Source organism: Stappia sp. ICDLI1TA098 (assembly GCF_054880955.1).
Map to the genome: position 1 here is coordinate 144,103 of NZ_JBTZBT010000002.1, position 24,097 is coordinate 168,199.

The 24,097-nt window shown below is 67.3% G+C and carries 26 protein-coding genes; 8 read left to right on the forward strand and 18 right to left on the reverse strand.

The window, feature by feature from the left end:
• Positions 1-5 precede the first annotated feature (5 nt).
• The 3 genes from ACSLUQ_RS10995 to ACSLUQ_RS11005 all read left to right on the forward strand — a co-directional run bounded on the left by ACSLUQ_RS10995 (position 6) and on the right by ACSLUQ_RS11005 (position 2,693).
• Positions 6-1,004, forward strand: a complete 999-nt coding sequence (locus tag ACSLUQ_RS10995) for an L-threonylcarbamoyladenylate synthase (RefSeq protein ID WP_461808557.1) — start codon at positions 6-8, stop codon at positions 1,002-1,004.
• A 388-nt stretch (positions 1,005-1,392) separates the two neighbouring features.
• Positions 1,393-2,322 carry a histone deacetylase family protein gene (locus ACSLUQ_RS11000; RefSeq protein WP_461808558.1) on the forward strand — a complete coding sequence of 310 codons (930 nt, stop codon included), beginning with the start codon at positions 1,393-1,395 and terminating at the stop codon, positions 2,320-2,322.
• A 113-nt stretch (positions 2,323-2,435) separates the two neighbouring features.
• On the forward strand, positions 2,436-2,693 hold the full coding sequence (locus ACSLUQ_RS11005; protein ID WP_417772488.1) for an exodeoxyribonuclease VII small subunit: 258 nt from the start codon (positions 2,436-2,438) through the stop codon (positions 2,691-2,693).
• A gap of 34 nt (positions 2,694-2,727) precedes the next feature.
• Here ACSLUQ_RS11005 and ACSLUQ_RS11010 read toward each other — a convergent pair whose 3' ends face one another.
• From ACSLUQ_RS11010 to ACSLUQ_RS11065, 12 genes are all read right to left on the reverse strand, one after another.
• On the reverse strand, positions 2,728-3,867 hold the full coding sequence (locus ACSLUQ_RS11010; RefSeq protein WP_461808559.1) for a class I SAM-dependent methyltransferase: 1,140 nt from the start codon (positions 3,865-3,867) through the stop codon (positions 2,728-2,730).
• A 51-nt stretch (positions 3,868-3,918) separates the two neighbouring features.
• Positions 3,919-5,193 (reverse strand): class I SAM-dependent RNA methyltransferase, encoded by a 1,275-nt coding sequence (locus ACSLUQ_RS11015; protein ID WP_461808560.1) that lies wholly within the window; start codon positions 5,191-5,193, stop codon positions 3,919-3,921.
• 92 nt (positions 5,194-5,285) lie between these two features.
• Entirely contained in the window at positions 5,286-6,029 is a 744-nt protein-coding gene (locus ACSLUQ_RS11020; RefSeq protein ID WP_461808561.1) for a TlyA family RNA methyltransferase, read from the reverse strand.
• Between the two features lie 11 nt (positions 6,030-6,040).
• Positions 6,041-6,232: a hypothetical protein gene (locus ACSLUQ_RS11025; protein ID WP_461808562.1), complete on the reverse strand. Its 192-nt coding sequence runs from the start codon at positions 6,230-6,232 to the stop codon at positions 6,041-6,043.
• A gap of 29 nt (positions 6,233-6,261) precedes the next feature.
• The gene (locus tag ACSLUQ_RS11030; RefSeq protein ID WP_417772483.1) at positions 6,262-6,879 is read right to left on the reverse strand and encodes an SCO family protein; all 618 of its coding nucleotides are present in this window, start codon (positions 6,877-6,879) and stop codon (positions 6,262-6,264) included.
• Positions 6,880-6,886: 7 nt separating this feature from the next.
• Complete coding sequence (locus tag ACSLUQ_RS11035; RefSeq protein ID WP_417772482.1) at positions 6,887-7,531, reverse strand: copper chaperone PCu(A)C; 645 nt, start codon at positions 7,529-7,531, stop codon at positions 6,887-6,889.
• Between the two features lie 91 nt (positions 7,532-7,622).
• A complete protein-coding gene (locus tag ACSLUQ_RS11040; protein ID WP_461808563.1) occupies positions 7,623-8,066 on the reverse strand; it encodes a hypothetical protein in 444 nt (147 codons plus the stop codon).
• Between the two features lie 70 nt (positions 8,067-8,136).
• Entirely contained in the window at positions 8,137-9,597 is a 1,461-nt protein-coding gene (locus tag ACSLUQ_RS11045) for an MFS transporter (protein WP_417772480.1), read from the reverse strand.
• A gap of 164 nt (positions 9,598-9,761) precedes the next feature.
• Positions 9,762-11,681, reverse strand: coding sequence for a 1-deoxy-D-xylulose-5-phosphate synthase (dxs, locus tag ACSLUQ_RS11050; RefSeq protein WP_417772479.1), 1,920 nt, complete (start codon positions 11,679-11,681; stop codon positions 9,762-9,764).
• 386 nt (positions 11,682-12,067) lie between these two features.
• Positions 12,068-13,387, reverse strand: coding sequence for a 3,4-dihydroxy-2-butanone-4-phosphate synthase (gene ribB / locus ACSLUQ_RS11055; protein WP_417772478.1), 1,320 nt, complete (start codon positions 13,385-13,387; stop codon positions 12,068-12,070).
• Positions 13,388-13,456: 69 nt separating this feature from the next.
• Entirely contained in the window at positions 13,457-14,542 is a 1,086-nt protein-coding gene (gene aroC / locus ACSLUQ_RS11060; protein WP_417772477.1) for a chorismate synthase, read from the reverse strand.
• Between the two features lie 108 nt (positions 14,543-14,650).
• Positions 14,651-15,898, reverse strand: a complete 1,248-nt coding sequence (locus tag ACSLUQ_RS11065; protein ID WP_461808564.1) for a DUF3095 domain-containing protein — start codon at positions 15,896-15,898, stop codon at positions 14,651-14,653.
• A 189-nt stretch (positions 15,899-16,087) separates the two neighbouring features.
• On the opposite strand from ACSLUQ_RS11065, the gene ACSLUQ_RS11070 reads away from it, so the two are divergent.
• Positions 16,088-16,351, forward strand: coding sequence for a DUF1344 domain-containing protein (locus tag ACSLUQ_RS11070; RefSeq protein ID WP_417772475.1), 264 nt, complete (start codon positions 16,088-16,090; stop codon positions 16,349-16,351).
• 48 nt (positions 16,352-16,399) lie between these two features.
• On the opposite strand, the gene ACSLUQ_RS11075 is transcribed toward ACSLUQ_RS11070, so the two are convergent.
• Complete coding sequence (locus ACSLUQ_RS11075) at positions 16,400-17,053, reverse strand: hypothetical protein (RefSeq protein ID WP_417772474.1); 654 nt, start codon at positions 17,051-17,053, stop codon at positions 16,400-16,402.
• A gap of 286 nt (positions 17,054-17,339) precedes the next feature.
• Between ACSLUQ_RS11075 and ACSLUQ_RS11080 the strand changes: the two genes are divergently transcribed.
• Positions 17,340-17,966 carry a LysE family translocator gene (locus ACSLUQ_RS11080; RefSeq protein WP_417772473.1) on the forward strand — a complete coding sequence of 209 codons (627 nt, stop codon included), beginning with the start codon at positions 17,340-17,342 and terminating at the stop codon, positions 17,964-17,966.
• A 37-nt stretch (positions 17,967-18,003) separates the two neighbouring features.
• Here the strand turns inward: ACSLUQ_RS11080 and ACSLUQ_RS11085 are convergent, their stop codons facing one another.
• The 4 genes from ACSLUQ_RS11085 to ACSLUQ_RS11100 form a co-directional block, all read right to left on the reverse strand.
• On the reverse strand, positions 18,004-18,276 hold the full coding sequence (locus ACSLUQ_RS11085) for a hypothetical protein (protein ID WP_417772472.1): 273 nt from the start codon (positions 18,274-18,276) through the stop codon (positions 18,004-18,006).
• A 135-nt stretch (positions 18,277-18,411) separates the two neighbouring features.
• Positions 18,412-18,840: a TIGR02301 family protein gene (locus ACSLUQ_RS11090; protein ID WP_461808565.1), complete on the reverse strand. Its 429-nt coding sequence runs from the start codon at positions 18,838-18,840 to the stop codon at positions 18,412-18,414.
• 89 nt (positions 18,841-18,929) lie between these two features.
• Entirely contained in the window at positions 18,930-19,376 is a 447-nt protein-coding gene (locus ACSLUQ_RS11095) for an NUDIX hydrolase (protein WP_461808566.1), read from the reverse strand.
• Between the two features lie 61 nt (positions 19,377-19,437).
• Entirely contained in the window at positions 19,438-19,944 is a 507-nt protein-coding gene (locus ACSLUQ_RS11100) for a hypothetical protein (protein WP_417772469.1), read from the reverse strand.
• Between the two features lie 119 nt (positions 19,945-20,063).
• Between ACSLUQ_RS11100 and ACSLUQ_RS11105 the strand changes: the two genes are divergently transcribed.
• Positions 20,064-20,819 (forward strand): SOS response-associated peptidase, encoded by a 756-nt coding sequence (locus ACSLUQ_RS11105; protein ID WP_461808567.1) that lies wholly within the window; start codon positions 20,064-20,066, stop codon positions 20,817-20,819.
• 24 nt (positions 20,820-20,843) lie between these two features.
• Here ACSLUQ_RS11105 and ACSLUQ_RS11110 read toward each other — a convergent pair whose 3' ends face one another.
• Entirely contained in the window at positions 20,844-22,268 is a 1,425-nt protein-coding gene (locus ACSLUQ_RS11110) for an FAD-binding oxidoreductase (protein WP_461808568.1), read from the reverse strand.
• A 224-nt stretch (positions 22,269-22,492) separates the two neighbouring features.
• On the opposite strand from ACSLUQ_RS11110, the gene fabI reads away from it, so the two are divergent.
• Positions 22,493-23,311 carry an enoyl-ACP reductase FabI gene (gene fabI, locus ACSLUQ_RS11115; RefSeq protein ID WP_417772466.1) on the forward strand — a complete coding sequence of 273 codons (819 nt, stop codon included), beginning with the start codon at positions 22,493-22,495 and terminating at the stop codon, positions 23,309-23,311.
• Between the two features lie 131 nt (positions 23,312-23,442).
• The gene (locus ACSLUQ_RS11120) at positions 23,443-24,069 is read left to right on the forward strand and encodes a histidine phosphatase family protein (protein ID WP_417772465.1); all 627 of its coding nucleotides are present in this window, start codon (positions 23,443-23,445) and stop codon (positions 24,067-24,069) included.
• Positions 24,070-24,097: the final 28 nt, after the last annotated feature.

Below are 24,097 nucleotides of genomic sequence, written 5' to 3' on the forward strand. Positions count from 1 at the left end.
GCCACATGCGACGCTGGACGATCGACCCGAACCACCGCGACTGGCGGGGCACCCCGGAATTCGCCGCCGCTGTCGCGAACATCGTCGCCGGCAGACTCGTCGCCGTTCCGACGGAAACTGTTTACGGGCTGGCGGCCGACGCGTCGAGCCCCGAAGCCTGTGCCGGAATCTATGCGGCGAAGGGACGCCCCAGTTTCAATCCGCTGATTTCACACGTCGAATCCCTTGCCGCAGCGGAACGGCACGGCCTTTTCGACGCGCGCGCGCGTGCGTTGGCCGAGGCGTTCTGGCCCGGGCCGCTCACGCTCGTCGTGCCGAAGCGGGCGGACAGCAGCGTCTGCGATCTCGCGACCTCCGGCCTGCCGACGCTTGCCCTGCGGGTGCCGTCGGCCGCGATCATGCGCGATCTCGCCGAGGCAAGCCAACGGCCGATCGCCGCCCCGAGCGCCAACCGTTCCGGGCGCATCAGCGGCACCACCGCTGATGCGGTGGCAGGCGACCTCGGCGATGCGCTGGCTCTGCTCATCGACGCGGGGCCGACGCCCGTCGGCGTGGAATCGACCATCGTGTCGCTCATCGATGACACCGCACGCCTGCTCAGGCCCGGCGGCATTGCCCGCGCCGATCTCGAGGCGGTGCTCGGCGCACCGCTCGCCGGGCCGCCGCTGGCGACGCCCACGGACCCGGAGGCGCCGCTTTCCCCGGGCCTTCTCACCTCCCACTACGCGCCCGGCGCGCGCATGCGGCTGGACGCGCGGGACCTGCGCGCGGGAGAGGCGCTGCTTGCCTTCGGCCCTGACCTGCCCGAGGGAAGCGCCGGCGCCCCGGCCATCGAGAACCTGAGCGAGCGCGGCGACACGGTCGAAGCGGCGGCGCGCCTCTTCACCGCCCTCCGGCGGCTCGACGCCTCCGGCGCCTCTGTCATTGCCGCCATGCCGATCCCCTCCGAGGGGCTCGGCGAGGCAATCAACGACCGTCTGCGCCGCGCCGCCGCGCCCCGCTAGGCAACACCCGCCCGCTTGCCGCAAATGCGAGCTCCCAAAATACTGATGGAAATTCAAATCCAATATCAATATGCCTCTACGTAAATACTGAAACTTTATTCATTAAATAAAATATCAAATGAAGTATCTTTAATTTATCCGGCGAATCAACTACCATAAGAATTGCATTATTTGACAATGCTGCGGACCTCCCCTACGGGCACGCTCGTGCCCGCACCTTCACCGGGACCTGCCTTCACGCGGTCCCGGCTTTCTTTTGACCAGGCCGCGCCTCCCGAAACCCGCCCCTCCCCTTGTTGATCTCGCTCATTGACAGGCCGTTCCGCCAACGTCCACATTGGCTGATGTTTCGCCTCATATGTTGCTGCGTTTCTTCAAGGATCCTGTCTTGAGCACCCTTTACCTGCACCATGGCGCCTATCTCGATCACCTGACACCGGTCGGGCACCCCGAACGTCCCGACCGCATTCGCGCCATCGACAGGATCCTGGAGCACGAGCGCTTTCAGGTGCTGGAGCGCGATCTCGCTCCGCTTGGCGAGCGCGACGCCATCCTGCGCGCCCACCCGGCCGCCTATGTTGACATGATCGAGCGCTCCGCCCCCGGCGAGGGTCTGGTGCGCGTCGATGCAGATACCACCATGTCGCCCGGCACCTGGGAGGCGGCGCTGCGCGGCGTCGGCGGCGCCTGCCGGGCTGTCGACGAGGTGATGACCGCCCGGGTCGCCAATGCCTTCAGCGCCTCGCGCCCCCCCGGCCACCATGCCGAGCTGACGCGGGCCATGGGCTTTTGCTTCTTCAACAATGCCGCCGTCGCCGCCCGCCACGCACAGGCCGTGCATGGCGCGGAGCGCGTCGCGATCATGGATTTCGACGTTCATCACGGCAATGGCACGCAGGACATCTTCTGGCGCGATCCGACGGTGATGTATTGCTCCACCCACCAGATGCCGCTCTATCCGGGCTCGGGCGCGGCGAACGAACGCGGCGAGGCCGACACGATCGTCAACGCGCCGCTTGCCGCCGGCGACGGAGGCGAAGCCTTCCGCGAGGCAATGGACATCGCAATCCTGCCACGGCTCGAGGCCTTCTCTCCGGATCTGGTGATCATCTCCGCCGGCTTCGATGCCCATGTCCGCGATCCGCTCGGCGGGCTCTGTCTTGTGGAGGCCGATTTCGCCTGGGCAACGCTGAAGCTGATGGAAATCGCCGACCGCCATTGCGACGGCCGGGTCGTGTCGCTGCTGGAGGGGGGCTACGATCTCGAGGGGCTCGCCCGCTCGACAGCCGCCCACGTCATGACGCTGATGAAGTCCTGATCAGACCGCGTTCGCGCCACCGTGTCTCGCCTGTCCACAAGGGCGCACACCGTCTTGCCGCGCGCGGGCGCGACTTATAGGATCGCGGCCAACGCAACCCGGAGACCGATCCCTTGACCAGCGAAGCGCCCGCCGATCCGGCCATCGATGCCATGCCCTTCGAGGCGGCCCTGCGCGAACTTGAGGTCATCGTCGGCCGGCTCGAGCGCGGCGACGTTCCGCTCGAGGAGAGCATCGAGCTCTATTCGCGCGGCGATGCGCTGCGCCGCCATTGCGACAAGCTGCTGAAGGCGGCGGAGGCGAAGGTCGAGAAGATCCAGCTCGCCGAGGACGGCAGCGCCGCCGGCACCGCACCTCTCGACGTCGACTGACGGCGGCCCCGGCCGTCACCGTCCCGCCTTCCCCTCAGGCCCCGACCGTCTTCTCGTAAACCGCGATCCGCGTCAGGAATGCGGTGTCGAGGCGCGTGCGCCTGAGGCCGCCGGCGGCAAGGAGCGCATCGAGATCCTCGCTCAGATAGCTGTGGTAGTAGGGTTCGTGGAAGAGGTCGGGAAACAGCCCGAGCAGCCCGTCGTTCTCCGGCAGGTCGCCCGTCTGCAAACTGTCGGCAAAGATCAGCTGACCTCCCGGCTTCAGAACCCGGGCGAACTCCAGCGCCACCAGAGCCCGCACCTTCGGCGGCAACTCGTGGAAGAGATAGACCGCGCTCACCACGTCGAGGCTCCCGGTGGCAAAGGGAAGCGCCTCGGCCGGCGCGCAGACGAAGCCGGCGCGTCGACGCATGCGTGAGGGCAGTCGCGACCGCGCCTCGGCGAGATAGGGCGCGGACAGGTCGACACCGATCCCGGAAAGCCTTGGAAACGACGCCAGCGCCGGCGCCAACAGCCCGCCGGTGCCACAGGCGATATCGGCATAGGCCAGGTGCCGCTGGTCCCTGGCCCGCACGATCCGCGCCAGCGGCACCAGCGCCTGCCGCCGCATCGCCGCCGTCGCTCCCTTGAACAGCACCTCCACCTGGAAATCGTAGATGCGTGCGCTCTCGCCCGAGAGCCAGCCATCGGTCTGGAAGTGAAAGTTCTGCCGGTAGTAGCGCGGAAGCCCCTGCGGCGCGTCGCGCGTTGCCTCGAACACCTCCTGCGCATTGCCGGTCGCCCGGCGGCGGGCAACGGCCGGTACATCGGCGAGGAACCGCCGGCTCAGGTCGGCGAAAGCCAGCGGCGATCCGAATTCCCCTGCCGGCATCGGATAGAGCCCCGCCTCGATATTGGCGAGATCACGTCGAAACAGCTCGGCAATCTGACCGAGGATCCGGGGCAGATCGGGCCGTTCACGCGCCGGCCCAGCCGGAGCGGAGGCCGGGCGGCCATCATCCGCCAGCCGGTCCGTGCCGTTGTCGCGCGCATGGGCACGCGAAACCCGCCGCGAAATCGCCTGCGCGAGTTCCCCGTGAGCAGCGAACCAGGCAACCCGGCTCCCCTGCCGCGCCGCATACCGCGCGCGACGCGACCAGATGCGAGCAGCTGCGGACAGACTTGCCTCGGCCATGGCGACATCCCCGTCTTGCGAAGGCGGCACGCTCCGCGCGACAGCGGTGGATCAGTCGCGCGCGAGCACCGCCACCGCCTCAATATGGGGCGAGAAGCGGAACTGGTCCACCGGCAGCACCGACAGCACCCGATAGCCGCCGTCGACGAGATGGCGCAGGTCGCGGGCAAGCGTCGCGGGATTGCAGGAAACGGCCACGACGCGCTTCACCTTCGAACGGGCGATCTCGCGGGCCTGGGCCTCGGCGCCGGCGCGCGGCGGATCGAACACAACCGCCTCCATGCCTTCGCCGAAATCATCGAGGTCGCCTGCGGTGAGCGGGTTTCGCATCAGGTCGCGGCGCTCGCAGACGATCTCGCGCAGGGCGCCGCCGGCCGAACGACGGGCGCGGTCGAGCGCGGCAAGGCTCGCCCGGTCGCTCTCCACCGCATGCACTTTCGCCTTGCGGGCAAGGCGGAGCGCGAAAGTGCCGGCGCCGGCGAAGAAGTCGGCGACCTTGCGGGCGTCGCCGACGCCCTGCAACACGCGGGCGACAAGCGCGTCCTCGCCCGCCCGGGTCGCCTGCACGAAGCCGCCGGGCGGGGGCACCAGCGAGACGCCGCCCATGTCAAGCGCCGGCGCGCGGGTCTCGACCAGCACCTCGCCGTTGAACGCCAGGCGCGAGATGCCGCCGCTCATCGCCGTCTCGATCAGTTCGGCGATGGCGCGCGGCGCAAGCTTCGCCTGGCTGGTCATCGCCAGATCCGCGCCGTCGGCGGTGGCAAGCACCGAGAGCCCGACCTCCCCCTTGCGCGGCATGGCAAGGCCGGCCAGCTTCTTCAACAGAGGCAGCAGGCGGACGATCTCGGGAACGAGCACCGGACATTCGACAAGGTCGACCAGCCGATGGCTGGCGCGCTCATGAAAGCCGAGCAGGATCTTCTGCCCGGCCCGCGTCGCCGCCAGCACCGCGCGCCGCCGGCCATCGCCTCCCGCATCGACGGTTGGTTCCACCAGCGGCTCGAGATCGCCGAGCCCGCGCGCGGCGAGCGCTGAAACCACCAGCGTCCGCTTCCAGTCGAGCAACGCCGGCATGTCCATGTGCTGGAGAACGCAGCCGCCGCAGGTTCCAAAATGGCGGCAGACCGGCGCAACGCGCAGCGGCGACGGAGAGACCACCTCAAGGAGCCGCCCTCGCCCGCCCGAAGCGTTGCCCGCCTCCAGCTCGACGCGGACTGTCTCGCCCGGCAGGGCGTAGGGCACATGCACCGGGCCGTCGGCGGTGTCGGCGCGGCCCTCGCCCTTGTGCGCCAGGGCGTCGATGGTGAGGGTGGCTTGGCTGGTCATGGGATCTCGCTTGGTCATGGCAGGCGCGGTAGCCTGCCTGCGCGCCAAAGGCAAGCGGCTTGACCGCGCCGCGCCTGTGGGCGGGACGCCCCCTAGCCGTCCTTCACGGCGCCGAGAAGCCACTCGCTGTTGCCGTCGCCGCCGAGGATCGGCGAGGGATCGAGGCCGAGCACGCGCCAGCCGGCGCGTTCCGCCAGCCAATCGGCAAGCTCGCGGGCAACCCGCTCGCCGGTCTCGGGATCGACGATCCCCTTCTTGCCGATCGCCGCACGGCCCGCCTCGAACTGCGGCTTGACCAGAAAGATCCCGCTCGCCCCGGGGGCTGCAAGGTCGAGCGCCGGCGGCAGCGCCAGGCGCAGCGAGATGAAACTCATGTCGGAAACGACGATGCCAGGGCGTTCGCCGGCAAGATCCTCGACTGTCAGCGCGCGGGCATTGAGCCCGTCGCGACGCAGCACCCGCGGGTCGCGGTCGAGACTTTCGTGAAGCTGGTCGTGGCCAACGTCGATGGCGTGAACGCGCAGCGCCCCGCATTCCAGCAGCACCTGCGTGAAGCCGCCAGTCGAAGCCCCGAGGTCGAGTGCCACTTGCCCCGACACATCGATGGCGAAACGCTCGAGCCCGGCCTTGAGCTTGAGCGCGGCACGCGAAACATAGGCAGCGGCCGGATCGTCGATGCCGATCACAGCACCCTTTCCCACCTTCTGCGCCGGCTTGGTCGCGGCCCGGCCGTCGACGGTGACCGCCCCGCGCAGCACCGCGTCGCGGGCGCGCGCGCGGCTCTCGAAATGTCCGAGGGCGACCAGATGCTGGTCGAGACGTTCGCTTTCCGCCACCGGTCCGCCCCTCAGAAACAGTTGACAATGCCGGTCAGCAGCCGGTCGACATAGATGCTTTCGCCATAGACCCACCAGAGGCCGGAGGCGAGGACGAGCCCGAGCGCAAAGACCAGCGCGAACGGCAACAGCAGGCTGTCGGTCTCGCCTCCCTCCGTTGCCGCGCCCGCAAGGGCCGTGTCGCGCATGTCTTCGCCGTTCATCACTGTCCCCGCCGTCCGTTCCGGTCGTTTCAGCCCTTAGTATCGATCAGGCGGCGCAGTTTGGCCATGGCGTTTTCGGGTGCCTCCTCATAGGCGATGGTGCCGAAGAAGGTATTGTCCGGCTTCATCAGGTAGACGGCCGCCGAATGGTCCATGGTGTAATCGCCGTCGTCGAGCGGCACCTTGCGTGCGAACACCCGGTAGGTTTTCAGCATCTCGTCGATCTGCGGGCGCGTTCCGGTGAGTGGATGAATGCGCGTGTCGAACGCGGCGACATAGTCGCGCATCACCTCGGCGGTGTCGCGCTCGGGATCGACGGTGACAAAGGCGAAGTTGATCTTGTCGGCGTCGGGACCGAGCTTCTCCAGCCAGGTCTGCGTTTCGGCCAGCGTCGTCGGGCAGACGTCCGGGCAGAAGGTGAAGCCGAAGAAAAAGGCCGCCGGCTTGCCCTTGAAATCGGCTTCCGTCACCGTCTTCCCGGTTCGCGCGTCGACCAGGGTGAAGGGACCGCCGATGGCGGCGATCCCCAGGTTCTGGTCCACGTCGACCCATCCGAGCCGCGGCGCGAAGAAGACGTAGGCGATGACGCCAAGCATGACGGCAACCGCCGCCCATGCCACATAGCGAATGATCTTGATCGTGGACATGCGTTCCTCAGTTGTTGGAGCCGCCGCTCATCGTGCCATGGTCCATCTTGCCGTGGCCCATGTTGCTGTGGTCCATCGTGCCATGATCCATGCTGCCATGATCCATGGCACCCTTTTCCTGCGAACCGCCATGCGCGGCCTCGCCGTGTTCGGGGCCCTTGGCGCCGATGCGCTCGACCTTGAAGTTGAGCGTGACCTCGCCGGCCTTCTCGAAGGTCAGCGTCACCGGCACGTTTTCGTCCTGCTTCATCGGCTGCGTCAGGTCCAGGAACATGACGTGGTAGCCGCCGGGCTTGAGCTCGACGGTCGCGCCGGCGGGAACGACAATGCCGTCCTTCATCTCGCGCATGGTCATGATGCCGTCCGTGACGGCCATCTCGTGGATCTCGGTGCGCGCGGAAACGGGCGCCGACGCCGATACGAGCCGGTCGTCGGTGCTGCCGGCGTTCTCGATCTTGAGGAAGGCTCCGCCAGCCTTGGCGCGTGGCGGCGTGGCGCGGGTCCAGGCGCCCGACACGGTGATGTCGCCGACAGTCTTGCTGTCATGAGCGAAGGCCCCGCCCGTGGCAAGTGTAGCAGCCAGCAGCGCAGGCGCGGCGACACGCGCCAGCGGACGAAGAAGGGCGCGGGTGAAAGCGATGCAATTGGTCATGTGAGTATTCCGGTGTTTCGACGGGATTCGCGGGTGCGCGTCATGGCGCCACCCGGCGGAAGGCCCCTTGCGGGGCAACCCTGCGGCGGCGTTATGCCGGCACGCAGGTCCTTGCCGAAACCGGAGGGCCGCGGATTGCCCGGGCCGTCAGATGGGCCTCGTCCGGGGGAAAGGCGGGCGCGGTACGCGCCAGGCGGGGCTCGGCCGCCGGCTCTGCGTGTTCGACCGCGACGAAATTCATCGGCACCGCACCGATGATGCCGCTGCCGCATGTCAGGACATGCAGGCACACGGGGCCGCAAACGCATCCTCCCGGCGCGTGGCCGGCTGGATCCTGCGCGCCGCCGCCCGCCTCGCCCACGGCAAAGCCGCCGCCTCCGAGACAGATGATCGCGGTTCCCCGATCCGCCGCCGGGGCGGCATAGGCCGCCATCGGCGCGGCGACAACCTGCACAAGCAGCACCAGCATGGCGAAAAGCGCCAGGGGCAGCCGCTCGCGCCGGACGGCGCCGAGACATGTCGCGGATCTGTTCATGGCCGGGACAATGCCCCAGCCCCTTGCCGACGTCGAGTGCAGATTTGTCGCGGGCAGCGCGCGGACCTTCTCAGGGCTTGCGCTCGCCTGGCGCATCCGGCGCATCCTTGTCCAACGGGCGCGAACCGGTCGCCTCGTCCTCGCCTGTCGGTTCGCCGCCCTCGCGCGTCTGCGGAGCCTCGTCGGCGACGCCATCCGCATCGGCTTCGGCGGTCTGATAGGTCTCCTCCTGCACCGCCGGCTCGTCCTCGGGGGTATCGTAGTCATAGGCCGGGAATTCTCCCGGCGAGATGACCTGCGGATCCTCCAGATCGAGTGGTTCGGGCGAGAGCACGGTACCGACCTGAGCGGTTGCGGCGTAGTCGAAGTCCGTCTTCTCCTCCGTCGTCGGCGCGGCACGCTGGAACAGGCGCGAGAGGATGTAGACGCCCATCACGGCCTGGATCAGCGCCGTCTGCAGAAAGAGGCCCCAGGGGCCGACCGCCTGCATCAGGAAAGCGGCGGCGAGCGGGCCGATCGAGGAGCCGATGCCGAAGGCCAGGTTCATGCCGGACGAGGTCTCGACATAATCGTCGCGCTCGGCGTGGTCGAAGGCGTGCGAGGCGGCGATGGCATAGGCCGGCTGCACGGCGACGCCGGCCAGCATCGCCAGCGGCAGGGCGACCGCGAAGGAGGTGATCGGAACGCCGATGAAGACGACGCCGACGATCACCGAGGCAACCGACAGGCCGAGCAGCACATAGCGTCGGTCGAGCCTGTCGGAAATGCGGCCTATCGGCCACTGCGCCAGCGCGCCGGCGCCGATGATCGCGGCGGAGAAGAAGGCCGCTTCATTGGTGGTCATGCCGATCTGGATGGCGTAGAGCGGGGCCATCATGCCAAGTCCGCCCTGGGTGATGCCGATGAGCAGGACCGCGATCAGCGCCGTCGGCGACGTGCGGTAGAGCTTGACCGGGCGAAACCGGACAACGGTGATCGGCGCGGGCTGGTTGGCCGTCGTCAGCGACACCGGGATCACCGCGAGGCTGACGGCGACGGAGGCGATGACGAAGGGCACGAAGGTGGTGATGTCCATCTGCGTCAGCGACATCTGGCCGACCGTCATCGCGCCGTAGACCAGCAGAATGTAGATCGACATGATCGTGCCGCGGTTCTCGTTGCTGGCCTGTTCGTTCAGCCAGCTCTCGACGATCATGTAGAAGCCGGCGAGGCAGAAGCCGGCGATGATGCGAATAGCGGTCCAGGCCAGCGGATCGACGAAGACCGGATGCAGGATCGCGGCCGCCGACATCAGCGACACCAGCGCTGCGAAGGCGCGGATGTGGCCGGCGCGCATGATTACATAGGGCGCGCCGAGGCAGCCGAGCACCAGACCGAAGTAGAAGCTGGAGGAAACCAGACCAACGGCAAGCTCGGAAAAGCCGGCCCTGTCACCGGCCAGCGGCAGCAGCGTGTTCTGCAGGCCGTGGCCGAAAACCAGCAGCGTGATCGCGATCAGAAGGGCCGTGACGGGGGCCAGTGCCTGAGCCATGGGGCGGCGGTCCTTTCGCGCGCGGGATTGTTCACTTGCAGAACATGACGTTTCCTGCCCGGGCGCAACGGCCCTGGAAAAGGCAGGACCCGGTGGCGGAGCCGGCGCAAGTCCCGCCCTTTTACGAGCGGCTCATGTCAGCACTGCGTCGGTTTGCGGCCGCCTCACGCCCGCAGGACAGAGGCGCCCGCGTCCTTGCCCAGCGCGGTAAAGACCGTGGTCAGGATACCGCGCGCATCGAGCCCGGCCTGTGCATACATGACCTCGGGCTTGTCGTGGTCGATGAACAGATCCGGCAGACAGACCGGGCGCACCTTGAGCCCGGCGTCGAGCGCACCGCGCGTCGCCAGAAGCTGAAGCGCGTGGGCGGCGAAGCCACCCGCCGATCCATCCTCCACGAGGACGAGAACCTCGTGCTCGCGGGCAAGGCGCAGGATGAGATCCTCGTCGAGCGGCTTGGCGAATCGCGCATCGGCGACGGTGGTCGACAGACCGGCGGCGTCGAGTTCGTCGGCGGCCGCCAGGCATTCCTTCAACCGCGCGCCGAACGACAGGAGCGCCACCTTGGAGCCCTCGCGCAGCACCCGCCCCCGGCCGATGGCCAGCACCTCGCCGCGCGTCGGCAGTTCCATGCCGACGCCCTCGCCACGCGGATAGCGGAAGGAAATCGGCCCCTCGTCATAGGCCGCCGCCGTCGCCACCATGTGGCGCAGCTCGGCCTCGTCAGCCGCCGCCATCACCACGAAGCCGGGAAGGCAGGCGAGATAGGCCGTGTCGAAGCTTCCCGCGTGGGTCGGACCGTCGGCACCGACAAGGCCGGCGCGGTCGATGGGAAAGCGCACCGGCAGCCCCTGGATCGCCACGTCGTGGACGACCTGGTCGTAGCCGCGCTGGAGGAAGGTCGAATAGATGGCACAGAACGGCTTGTAGCCTTCCGACGCCATGCCGGCGGCGAAGGTCACCGCGTGCTGTTCGGCGATACCGACATCGAACACCCGCTTTGGGAATGCCTGGCCGAAGAGATCGAGGCCGGTGCCATCGGGCATGGCGGCGGTGATGCCGACTATGCGCTCGTCGTGGCGTGCTTCCTCGATCAGGCTCTCGGCGAAGACCCGCGTGTAGCTCGGCGCATTGGCCTTGGGCTTGGCCTGCTTGCCGGTGACGACGTCGAAACGGGCAACACCGTGATACTTGTCGGCCGAGGATTCGGCCGGCGCGTAGCCCTTGCCCTTGCGCGTCACCACATGGATCAGCACCGGCCCCTGGTGGGTGTCGCGCACGTTCTTCAGCACCGGCAGAAGATGATCGAGATTGTGCCCGTCGACCGGCCCCACGTAGTAGAAGCCGAGCTCCTCGAACATGGTGCCGCCGGTCCAGAAGCCGCGTGCGTATTCCTCCGCCCGCGCCGCCTTCTGCTGGAGCTGGCGGGGGAGAACCTTGGCAAGCTGCTTGGCCACGTCGCGAATGGTCATATAGGCCCGGCCCGACACGAGGCGGGCCAGATAGGCGCTCATCGCACCAACCGGCGGGGCAATCGACATGTCGTTGTCGTTGAGGATGACCACCAGGCGCGAATGCTGCGCGCCGGCGTTGTTCATTGCCTCATAGGCCATGCCGGCGGACATGGCACCGTCGCCGATCACGGCGATGACGTTGTTGTCGCCCTCGTCCAGATCGCGGGCGACCGCCATGCCGAGGCCGGCGGAGATCGAGGTCGACGAATGGGCCGCGCCGAAGGGGTCGTACTCGCTCTCGGCACGCTTGGTGAACCCGGACAGGCCGCCGCCCTGGCGCAGCGTGCGGATGCGGTCGCGCCGGCCGGTCAGGATCTTGTGCGGATAGCACTGATGGCCGACGTCCCAGATCAGGCGATCGCGCGGCGTGTCGAAGACATAGTGGATGGCCGTCGTCAGCTCGACCACGCCGAGCCCCGCGCCCAGATGGCCGCCCGTGACCGAGACCGCGTCGATCACCTCCGCGCGCAGCTCGTCGGCGAGCTGGCGCAGGTCCTTCTCCTGAAGACGGCGCAGGTCCTCGGGGGTTGTCACGGTGTCGAGAAGCGGCGTTTCGGGGCGTTGATACACGGACAGGATCCCGGGCTTGCGGCGTCGCACTCTGGCGACCGAACGAGCGGGCTCAATACCATCAAGACCCGCAAGGGCGCAAATAAGGCTCACCGACAGCTGCGGCAAGCCGTACATGCGCGGCGCGATGCCGCGCGCCAGACCTCTCCGCGCCTCCGGAAAACACCCTATGGGTTGCGCTGGCAATTGGGAAATTCGAGAGAAATTGCCGGGGGATGGGCAAAAAGGGGATGCAAGAGGCGAAAAAAAACACTAAACAGAAGTTGTGGTCGATGGGGCCACGTGCACAGTGATCAACTGAGGCCGTGTTCACACACGGCCTCTTTTTTTGCGCGCGTTCCACCATCGCGCGGAAGCGGCGCCGCGACCCTGCCGCGGCGCGCGGCTTACCCCTCGCGGATCTCGGTCTTCTCGATGTCGATGCCGAATCCTTCCAGGCCGACATAACGGCGCTGGCGGGACGCGAGCAGCGTGATCGAGTTGACGCCAAGGTCCTTGAGGATCTGCGCTCCGATGCCGATCTCGCGCCACTGCTCCTCGCGCGCCTGGGCGGAATGATGCTCCTCGACCTCGGCGGCGGCGAGATCGCCGCGGGCGCGGCGCGTCTGCCGCGCGACGCCGACCGATCCCTCGCGCAGGTAGACGATGACGCCCCGTCCGCGGGCGGAGAAATCGCGCATCACGTCGTCGAGAACCCGCGTTTCGCCGAAGACGTCGTCGAGGACGGATTCAAGCTGCAGACGCACCGGCACGTTGCGGCCGTCCAGAATGTCGCCAAAGACGATGGCGACATGGTGCATCGGGTCATAGGGAGTGGCGTAGGTAACCGCATAGGCGGGGCCGGCGACGGTTTCCACCGGCTGCTCGCTGATACGCTCGACCAGCCGCTCCATGCGCTGGCGCCAGGCGATGAGATCGGCGACCGACACCATCTTGAGATTGTTCTCGGCGGCGAATTCCGCCACCTGCTTGCCGCGCTTCACGGTGCCGTCGTCGTTGACCAGCTCGGAGATCACGCCGACCTCCGGCAGTCCGGCGAGCCGGCAAAGGTCGACCGCCGCCTCGGTGTGACCGGAGCGGATCAGCACGCCGCCCTCACGGGCGACCAGCGGGAAGACGTGGCCCGGACGGGCAAAATCGGCCGCCCCGGCGTTCGGGTTGGCGAGCCCACGCACGGTGGCGCAGCGCTCCTCGCCCGAGATGCCGGTGGTCAGACCGTGGCGATAGTCGACGGAAATGGTGAAGGCGGTCGACAGCGGCGCGTCATTGTCGGCGACCATCGGGTCGAGCCGCAGGCGACGCGCCGTGTCGCGCGTCATCGGCGCGCAGACGATGCCGGAGGTGTGGCGGATCATGAACGCCATCTGTTCCGGCTTGATCAGGGAGGCGGCGACGATCAGGTCGCCCTCGTTCTCGCGGTCGTCGTCATCAGTGACAACGAGCATTTCACCACGTTCGAAGGCACGAATGGCCTCCGCGACACGGGACTGGGACATGTCCAATTCCTTGGGTCCTTTCAGGCCGAGCAGGTCGTTGGGTGTGACGGCGCCGCCGGTCGCGGCGGCGATCCGTTCCGCGCTGTCGCGCGACACCCAGACGCCGGGATCGTTGCAAAGCGCGGTCACCGCCGCCGGCGACATGCCGGCGCGACGGGCGAATGCCGACCGCGTTTCCTTCTTCTGTTGAAGCCACTCATCGAGACGCATGGCGATATGCTAGCCGACGGCACCTTCACCGGCAATGAAAAAGGATCAGAATTTCAGCGATACTGAATATCAGCCAACCTGGCCGCGATGGCGCAGGACGTGATCGGCCAGCACGCAGGCGAGCATGGCCTCGCCCACCGGCACGGCACGGATGCCGACGCAGGGATCGTGGCGCCCCTTGGTGCGCAGGTCCACCTCCTCGCCGGCGCGCGTCACCGAGCGGCGCGGCGTGAGGATCGAGGACGTCGGCTTGACGGCGAAGCGGGCGACCACCGGCTCACCGGAGGAAATGCCGCCGAGCACGCCGCCGGCGTTGTTGGACAGGAAAACGGGCCGACCGCCCTCCCCCTTGCGCATCTCGTCGGCGTTCTCCTCGCCGGTCAGTTCCGCCGCCTCGAAGCCGTTGCCGATCTCCACACCCTTGACCGCGTTGATCGACATCAGCGCGCTGGCGATGTCCTGGTCGAGCTTGCCATAGAGCGGCGCACCGAGGCCGGCGGGCACGCCTTCGGCGACAACCTCGACCACGGCGCCGACGGAGGAGCCTTCCTTGCGGATAACGTCGAGATACTCCGACCAGCGCGCCGCCGTCGTCGCGTCCGGGCAAAAGAACGGATTGTTGCCGATCTCGTCCCAGTCCCAGCGGGTGCGGTCGACCTTGTGCGGGCCGATCTGCACCAGCGCGCCGCGAATGGTGATGCCGGCGATCACCTTGCGCGCGATGGCGCCCGCAGCGACCCGCGCCGCCGTCTCGCGCGCCGAGGAGCGACCACCGCCGCGATAGTCGCGGATGCCGTATTTGGCGTCATAGGTGTAGTCGGCGTGCCCGGGACGGAAGCTCTCCTTGATCTCGGAATAGTCCTTGGAGCGCTGGTCGGTGTTCTCGATCATCAGCGAGATCGGCGTGCCGGTGGTGCGCTGGACGCCCGCGTCGTCGACCATCACGCCGGAGAGGATGCGCACCTCGTCGGCCTCGCGCCGCTGGGTGGTGTATTTGGACTGGCCGGGCTTGCGCTTGTCGAGAAACGCCTGGATCTCCTCCGCCGTGATCGGGATCAGCGGCGGGCATCCGTCGACGACACAGCCAAGCGCTGGCCCGTGGCTCTCGCCCCAGGTGGTGACGCGGAACATGTGGCCAAAAGTGTTGTGCGACATCGACAAGACCCGGAGAAACGCATGAAGGGACCGGGGACAAGATCCCCATTCCGGTCTTCTAGGCGGTGAGCGGCAAAAATGAAAGCCGGTCGTCGCGACGCACGGAGGTCAGGCGTGCCCCTTCTCCCGCTCGAGCCGCGCCTCCAGGTCCAACGCCGCGCGGGTGAAGCCGCCGTCGTTGCCGTCGACGAAATGCACATGGCTCGACCGGTCGAGACCGAAGACGAGGCAGGTCATCAACGCCGCATCGGAGACATGCATGCCATAGGCGATGCGCCCCTCCCGCGAGGCCTCGTCCAGATAGGCTGCGAGCGCGCTGACCTGCGTCCCGGTCACATCGAGCACGAGGCGCAGCGTATCGTCGAACTTGCGAAAGTCCGTATTGACGACAACGTCGTCGAGATAACTGGACGCGTCGAAGGACCCGAGCCGGCGGCCGCTCGCGGTGGCATAGACGAAGGCCACCGAGGCGGCGAGCCCGCGCAGCAGCGTGCGCGCCATGCCGCGCCCCCAGCCGACCATGCGCACCTCCGCCATCAGCCCGGAGGGAGGAAAGCGGAAGCGCAGGTTGCTGCGCCGGGCGGGCGCGACCTTCGGACTGCGCGCGGCGAGGTCGAAGCCGAGCGCGCCGTCGAGATCGGCGAGAACGGCGCGCAGCTCCTCCGGCCGGCCATCGCGCGGGCGCAGCAGCAGTGTCACCATGCAGCCGTGCTCGGCCGGCAGCGGTTCCCAGCGGCAGGACAGCCCGTCGAGATCGGCCGCGTCGCGCGCCTTGGTCTCCGCAATGCGGTAAGGGATGATCCGTTGCGGGTCCTTGAGGATGGCCTCGCCGCATTCGATGCCGCCGCCGGAGAACATCGCCAGATTGTTGCCGGGGCTCAGCTCGAACTTGGCGACCCGCAGATCGTGGCCCAGGGCACGGATGTCGGCGACCGGGATCGCGGCGACGCGCAAGTCGAGCCCGCAGACCGCCTTCGCCATGGCGCGCACGCCGGCAAGCGCGCGTGACGCCTTTTCAGCGTGTTGCGGGGGGACTGCGGCAAGCGCGCCGTCGCCTCCAAAGACGAAAGGAAGCTCGGCGCGCCCGGCCGCATTGAGCACGGCGGCAACGACACTCGCGGCGATCATGTTCACCGTCTTGTAGCGCCCTTCGGCAAGGGCATCGCGAGAGCGCACGATGTCGGCGGCCAGCAGCACCCAGTCGTCCGGCAGCGGCTGGAAGGCGTCCGCCTCGCCGACGCGCGCGAACTCCGTGAACGCCGTCAATGTGGCGTAGAATTCCCCGCTTCCTGTCATCGCCTGCGCCATCGAAACGCCATCCTTGCGCTCTATCCAACCGCCCCTGCGCATCGTCATGGCGAGACGCGCCGGCTGTCTGCTCCCCTCTACGGGCACAGACTGCCCGCGGTTTTGCGAAAGAGCCAGCCACACGCTTTCGTGACAGGCGCAGTTCCGAACCGGAGCCGTTCCAGAGACTTGACGCAACACGACGGTTCCGCTTCGATCCAGTGCCGCCGCTTGAACGACGGCCCCACGGAGACCGCAATGACACGCTTTCTTCAGACCGCTCTTGCAACCCTCGTGGTGCTCGGCGCAACACTTTCCGCAGCGCTTGCCGGCGAAACCGAGGCCACGATCGTGGACATCAAGCCGGACACATCCTCGCTGGTCCTGTCGGACGGCGCCTCCTACCTGATTCCGGTCGACTTCTTCATCGACGACCTGAAGCCCGGCATGAAGGTGCTCGTGTTCTTTGACGAGGACAGCGGCGGACGCACGCTCACCGACGTGCAGATTCTCGACAACTGACCGACGGCCGGCGGGCCCTCCCGCCGGCTGCCCTCATGCCTTTGCGTTTCAGTCACCGGCGACGAAATAGTGCAGCGTCCCATCCGGGCCGATGCCGACGCGGTAGAACGTCCATGTGCCGGTAATCGCCATGTCGGCGTAGTCGCCGGACGTGACGATGCGGAACATCTCGACCTTCTGCTCCGGCGACAGGCGCGCCAGCGGATAGCGGGCGAAATAGGGCCAGATGTACATTTCCTGCGCGCTGCCCGCGTCGGCGTGAACATATCCAGCCTCCATGATCTCCGACAAAATCGCCAGGATCTCCAGACCCTCGCCATCGCCCGAGGCCTCCTTGAGATAGGCGATCGGGTCGTCCATTTCCCCGAAGGTCAGCGTCGGCATCATCTCGTTGCCCTCGAGCACCATCCGAAGCTGCTCCAGATCGCCGGCCTTGGCCGCCTTGAGCAACTGGTCGCGCATTCGCGCCACCGGCTTTGGCAACTCGGCGTCGCCATAGTGGATTTCAGGGAGATTGACGGGAAGCGGCGCGGACATGTCGGAGGGTGCGGTTCCGGCCTCCGGCTCCAGTCCGTCCGGAATCCCGGCCGGCTGGTCGACCTCCGGCGGAGCGACCTGGATGCGCTCGGTGCTGACCGTGGCGGCAAGGCCTGGCGCGGTCGCGAAAAGGGCAAGGAATGCTGCGGCAAAGGCGGATTTCATCGGGGGGCTCGGTCCTGCGGCAAGAAGGGACAACCGTCCGGCGGACGTCGGTCGGCGAGAGCCTATACCACCGCCGGGGCCGGAGAAAAGGCATGGATCTCAACCGGCCCGCCCGTACGCGGTTGTGTCCAAGCGCGGTTGAGCAAGTCCGCCGCATTGTCTAAAGGGAGAGGAGCCGCACCGGCGGGGCTGGAAGCCGGGGCACGAGGGAGCGGCGGTATCCCGAAGGGGAAATCGCACCGGGCAGGGCCTGACGGCCGGAGAGCGAGCGCGTTTGCCGGAACCATTGTTTTTTTTCATCGGCATGGCGATCGGCCTGGCGACGAGCGCACCGGTCGGGCCGGTCAACATCGCCGCGGTTGAGCGGGCTCTGCGCCACGGCTTCGTGCCGGGCCTGCTGGCCGGCCTCGGCGCGGTTCTTGCCGATGGCGTCTACGCGAGCTTCGCCGCCTTCGGCATCACGGCGGTGTCGGAATTCGTCGAGGCCAACAGCGACATCATCCAGTTCGTCGGCGCGCTGCTGCTGATTGGCTTCGGTGTGCGGGTGCTGCGCTCGCATCCCCATCTCAGCGCCGACGCCCCGGGCAAGCAGACGGGCATGATTTCCGCCTTCTTCACCTGCTTCGCCATCACCATCACCAATCCCGGCGTGGTGCTGGGCTTTCTCGCGATCTTCGGCAGTCTCGGGAAATGGGCGCCCGACCCGGGCGATTACACCGGCGCCGCCTTCATGGTCGCCGGCGTGGTTTCCGGCGCGCTGGGCTGGTGGGTGTTGGTCTCGGCGACGGTCTCGCATCTGCGCGGACGCATGACCGACGCCTGGCTGGACTGGATGAACAGGATTTCCGGTCTGGCGCTGGTCGCCTTCGGCCTGGGCATCTTCGCCCATCTGGCCTATGCCGCCTGGAGCTGAGCGCGCCCCGGTCGTTCAGTGAAGTGAAGCCGGCCGTTCAGTGAAACTGGCGCATCACCGTGTAGTCGCCCCGGCGCACCCGGTCGGGAAAGCTCTCGACCAGCTCGGCAACCGCTTCCTCTCCGAAGGAGGCGACGAGGTCGGCCAGGGCGGTGAACAGGGCGGCATGAGCGACAGCGGCCGAATCGATGCCGTCGGCAACGGCCTCGGCAAAGGCCGTGTCGATGTAGCCGAGCGCCATCTGGCGGATCTCCTGATCCGTGACAGGCACGTCCTCGAACTCGATATCGCTTTGGTCGGTGTCCCGCATTCTCGCGCCGCTTTCGATTGATCTTGATTGGCTGATCGGGACAGTTTGCGTGAGTCGCGCCGCGAGCGTAAAGAAAACCTTAAAGTTCACCCCAAAATTTAAATTATATGGTTAACAACCGAGAGGCCCGCCGCGTCACCTGTTGTAGCGCGTCGTCACATTGCGAATGAGCGCGCCGCCCTCCTCGACATACCGCGAAAGCGCGGTTTCGGCCGCAGGCGTGCAGCGCCGGTAGACCGAGGAATACCCGCGATAGCCCTGGTTGAAGCGCTCGATGAAGCGCCGCTTGCGGTCGCCGTCCTGCACCTCCGCATCAAGCAGCGCCTGCATCTGGTCGCGCCACAGGCTGCCGTCCGGCGCACCGCACAGCGGGCGCAGGTAGTGCAGCGCACCGAGGATCTCCGCCAGGCGCATCAGCTCCGTCTCATAGGGCGGATCGTCGGGCCGCACGGGATCCTGCGCGCGAACGCCGGCGGCGGAAGCCACAATGAGCGCCACGGCAAGAACCGCCGAAAGAAGGCAGGCCTGCGCACGGCGTCGGGCAATCGCGGACGGGGTTTTCACGGCAACGGCGATCATGGCGCAGAAGATGCGTCGGCGGGCCGGCTTGCGCAAGCGCGCCGTGACTGCCGCGCGCCGCGACCCGCGCACCCTCACGCGGTTTCGATGCCAAGCAGGCGCCGGATACGGGCGGCGGTGCCCGGCGTCATCGCCTGCGCATCGAGCGCATCGGGAGCGACGAAGGCCGCCTCGGCCGCGTCGTCACCGGCCACCAGAGCGCCCTGCGGCGCGCTGGCGCGAAACACCGCGATGACGAAATGCGTGCCAGGCTTCATCCCCGATGGCGGCGAGACGAGCTCGACGAGTTCGGCAGGCTGCGCCTCGATCCGCGCGCCCAGGCCGGTTTCCTCACGCAGCTCGCGCGCCGCCGCCTCGACCAGCATCTCGCCGTATTCGACGCTGCCGCCCGGCAGGCTCCAGTGGCCGAGATACGGCTCCTTGCCACGTTTCACCAGCAGCACGCGGCCTGCGTCCTCGAGCAGAACGCTGACACCGAGGCGTGGCAGGGGAACGGGGACGATATCTGGCGCGCTGGACATGGGGAAAAGTCGTGACATGCGGCGCGCGCGTGCGCAAGCAGGCGGCTCGCCAGCACGCGGTTCAGGCGAAGAGCGCGTCGATCTCGGCCTGCGAATCGGTGTCTTCCGCCTCGCTGGCGACCGGCTCGCCATGAATGATGGCGCCGGCGGCGGCGATCAGCGGGCGCACCTCCTCCACGGTCTCGCGGGCAAGCATCTCGCTGATGGCGGTGATGTCGTCGCTCTCGCGGATGCGGCCCTGCTTCTCGCAGACGGCGGTGTCGAGCGTCGCAACCACGTCGCGCAACGCCCGGCGCACCTGCTCCGGGGCGGCGCGAAACGCCTCGATGGCGAGTTTCTTCTCGGCGAAACTGGAAGCCTCGAAATGCTGCTCGTAATTCGCAGGAGCCCATTCAAGAACGTCTTCGGCGCATTCCGGCATTGCCGGAAGCATTTCGAGCATCATCACGACTTCGTTGAAATGGTTGAGGTAATCGGTTGCCAGACCGGTGCGCGGATTGATATTGGCCGCGGCGAGCTTGTCTGCCGACAACCGCCCTTTCCCCAATGTCAGATCCTCAACGGTCATCTATTCCGCCTCTTCAGTTCTGTTTGCAGGGAGTATAAATGTTATCCGGTTTCGAATTAGCTAATGTTGAGAGCGGGTTCCGAATGCGCCGCGGCGCTTCCTGAAAATGGAGAGGCATCATGTGCGGACGCTTCGTTCTGGCGGCGCCGCCGGCGGAAGTTCGAAATCTGTTCGGCTATGCGGATGAGCCTGACTTCCCGCCGCGCTACAACATCGCCCCGACCCAGCCGATCGCCACGGTTCGCCTGGAAGAAGGCGCGCGGCGCTTCCGGCTCGTGCGCTGGGGTCTGGTGCCGGGCTGGGCCAAGGATCCGGCCGCCTTGTCGCTGCTTGTCAACGCCCGCGCCGAGACGGCGGCGCAGAAGCCCTCGTTCCGCGCCGCCATGCGCCACCGCCGCTGTCTCGTGCCGGCCAGCGGCTACTATGAATGGTACCGTCCCGACACCGGCCAGAAGGTGCCCTACTGGATCCGGCCGCGCGACGGCGGGATCCTCGCCCTTGCCGGACTGTGGGAGGACTGGTGCGATCCGGACGGCGGCGTGATCGACACCGGCGCGCTTCTGACCGTGCCGGCGAACCACGCGCTTTCGGGCGTGCACAACCGCATGCCGGCGGTGATCCGGCCCGAGCATTTCGACCTGTGGCTCGACGTGAAGAACGCATCGGCGAAGGAGGTCAGGGCGCTGCTGCGCCCCCTGCCCGACGATTTCCTTGAGGCGATCCCGGTCGACACGCGCGTCAACGCGGCGCGGGCCGACGATCCAGGTCTCATCCGCGAGGCGGAGCCGGAGGTCGCGGCCCCCGAGCCGGCCCCGCGCAAACGCAAGACCGCCGGAGGCGGGGCCCCCGGCGGCGATCAGCTCGATCTCTTCTGAAGAGGGGCCGGCAACACGCCGGCGTCAGAGCACCCGGCCCGGATTGAGCGTGCAATTCGGATCGAAGGCGGCCTTGACGCGCTTCATCAGTTCCAGCTCGAGCGGGCTCTTCACTTCGGCGAGCAGATCGCGCTTGAGGCGGCCGATGCCGTGCTCGGCCGAGACCGAACCGGCGAACCTGCCGACGATGGCATGGACGATTTCGTTCATCTCGTCCCAGCGCGCCAGATAGGCGGCCTTGTCGGCGCCGACCGGCTGGCTGACGTTGAAATGGATGTTGCCGTCGCCCATGTGGCCGAAGGGCACCGGACGGCAGCCGGGCACCATCTTCTCCACCGCGGCGATGGCCTCGTCGAGGAACCGGGGCACGCTGGCGACAGGCACGGAGACGTCATGCTTGATCGAGCCGCCTTCCTCGCGCTGCACTTCCGACATGCCGTGGCGCAGGTGCCAGAAGGCGGCGGCCTGGGCATTCGATTCGGCAAGCGCGGCGTCGGCAACGAGGCCGGCCTCGAAGGCCTCGCCGAGGATCGTCTCCATCAGCGCCCGGGTCGGGTTTTCTCCGTCTTCCGTCTCGGTACCGGAAGACAGTTCCATCAGCACATACCAGGGGTGCGCCTCGGCGAGCGGATCGCGCGCGCCCTGCAGGTGGCGCAGCGTGAATTCGAGGCCGACGCGCGGCATCAGCTCGAAGCCGGTGAGCATGCCGCCGGCGCGGGCGCGGGCGGCCGCGAAGAGCTTCAACGCCTCATGCGGCGACTCAAGCCCGATAAAGGCGACATCTTGTGCACGCGGACGCGGGAACAGCTTGATGACGGCGGCCGTGACGATGCCAAGCGTCCCTTCCGCACCGATAAACAATTGTTTCAGATCGTAACCGGTATTGTCCTTGCGAAGGCTCCTGAGCCCGTCGAGAACCCGCCCGTCGGCCATCACCACCTCGAGCCCCAGCACGAGATCGCGGGTGTTGCCATAGGCCAGAACGGCGGTGCCACCGGCGTTGGTGGAGATGTTTCCGCCAATCTGACACGACCCCTGGGAGCCAAGCGTCAGCGGGAACAGACGGTCGGCCTCCTCGGCCGCGTCATGGATCGCCTGAAGCGTGCAACCAGCCTCCACCGTCATCGAGAAGCCTTCGGCATCAACCTCGCGCACCCGGTTCAGCCTGCCCAGGCTCAGAACGATTTCGCGTGCTGAATCATTGGGGATCTGCCCGCCGACGAGGCCGGTGTTGCCGCCTTGCGGGATGATCTTGAGACCGTTCGCATCGGCGTGGGCAAGGATCGCGGCGACCTCTTCGCGCGTTCCCGGGCGCAGCACGGCCGGCGTCTCCCCCTGATAGAGATCGCGCCATTCGCGCAGGAAGGGAGCCATGTCCTGCGGGTCGGTCAGGACATTGGCCTCACCGACGATTTCGGCGAAGCGGGACAGGGTCTCGGGAGCGAGCATCGGCGGCACCGTCTTGTTTCGAAGGGCGTGTGGAGCGGTGGGCCGACGCATATCACATTTTGCTTCAGCGTCGACAATCTCCGTGTTCTCTCTGTGGCTTGAAGCTGTTTGGGCGCTGTGCCATAGGAACCCCTCCCTGCGAGGAGCGGTTGCCCCGCGGGCAGGGACATGCGCGGATACCGTCGGTATTCACGCAAGCTGATTGTGCGTGCAGGAGACGAAGCATGGCGACGACACAGGGACTGATGGCTGGGAAGCGCGGGCTTATTATGGGCGTCGCCAACAATCGGTCCATCGCTTGGGGAATTGCCAAGGCATTGTCGGACTCGGGCGCGGAGATCGCGCTGACCTATCAGGGCGACGCGCTGCGCAAGCGGGTCGAGCCGCTCGCCAAGGAGCTTGGCGCCATCGTCGTCGGCCATTGCGACGTGACGGACGAGACGACCATCGACGCGGTGTTCGACAAGCTGGCCGAGACCTGGGGCAAGATCGACTTTGTCGTTCACGCCGTCGCCTTCTCCGACAAGGACGAGCTGACGGGCCGCTATGTCGACACCAGCGCCGACAACTTCCGCCACACGATGCAGATCTCCTGCTACTCGCTGACCTCCGTCGCCCAGCGCGCCGAGAAGCTGATGAGCGAGGGCGGCTCCATTCTCACGCTGACCTACTACGGCGCCGAGAAGGTGATGCCGCACTACAACGTCATGGGCGTCGCCAAGGCCGCGCTCGAGGCGAGCGTGCGCTACCTGGCCGCGGACCTCGGCAAGAACGCGATCCGCGTCAACGCCATTTCGGCCGGCCCGATCAAGACGCTGGCGGCCTCCGGCATCGGCGACTTCCGCTATATCCTCAAGTGGAACGAGTACAACGCGCCGCTGCGCCGCACCGTCACCATCGAGGAAGTGGGCGATGCCGCCCTGTTCCTGCTGTCCGACCTGAGCCGCGCCGTCACCGGCGAGATCCAGCATGTGGATTGCGGCTACCACGTCGTCGGCATGAAGGCCGTCGACGCGCCGGACATCTCGGTCGTCAAGGACTGAGTAAGACATTCTCTGCCAGATAGGAGCACCGGGCGGCCTGCCGCCCGGTTTCTTATGTCGCGCAAGGCGGGAGGGGGCTTCCGGCATCATCTGCCGGGCGTGGGGCTGTCCGCCGACTTCCCGGAGCTGCCATGACCACGAACGACCCCGATGCCCTGCATCTCTCGCCGCCGTTTCTCGTCTTCATCCGCCACGGCCAGACCGACTGGAACGCGGAGGGACGGATGCAGGGCCAGAAAGACATTCCCCTCAACGACACCGGCCGCGAGCAGGCCCGCCGCAACGGCGAGGCCCTGAAGGGCTTCCTCGACGGGCGCGGCATGAGCGACGCGGACCTCGCGTTCCTTTCCTCGCCGCTGTCGCGCACCGTCGAGACGATGCAGATCGTCTGCCGCGAACTTGGCCGCGCCGAGGATTCGTTCCAGCGCGACGACCGGCTGCGCGAAATCACCTTCGGTGCGTGGGAGGGACACACGATCCCGGAACTTGCCGAGAGCCAGCCGCACAAGACCGCGGCCCGCAAGGCCGACAAATGGGGCTTCGTGCCGCCCGAGGGCGAGAGCTACTCCATGCTCTCCAACCGCATCGACGCCTGGCTGGCGACGGTGACGCGGCCCACCCTCGTGGTCTCGCACGGCGGTGTCATGCGCGTGCTGCGCGGCCGTCTGGAGCAGATCCCGCGCCAGGAGATTCCCGGCCTCGACACCCCGCAGGACAAGGTCCTCGTCTGGGACGGTCAGGCCTTCGACTGGATCTGATCCGGACGAAGCTCGAATGCGTGATGAC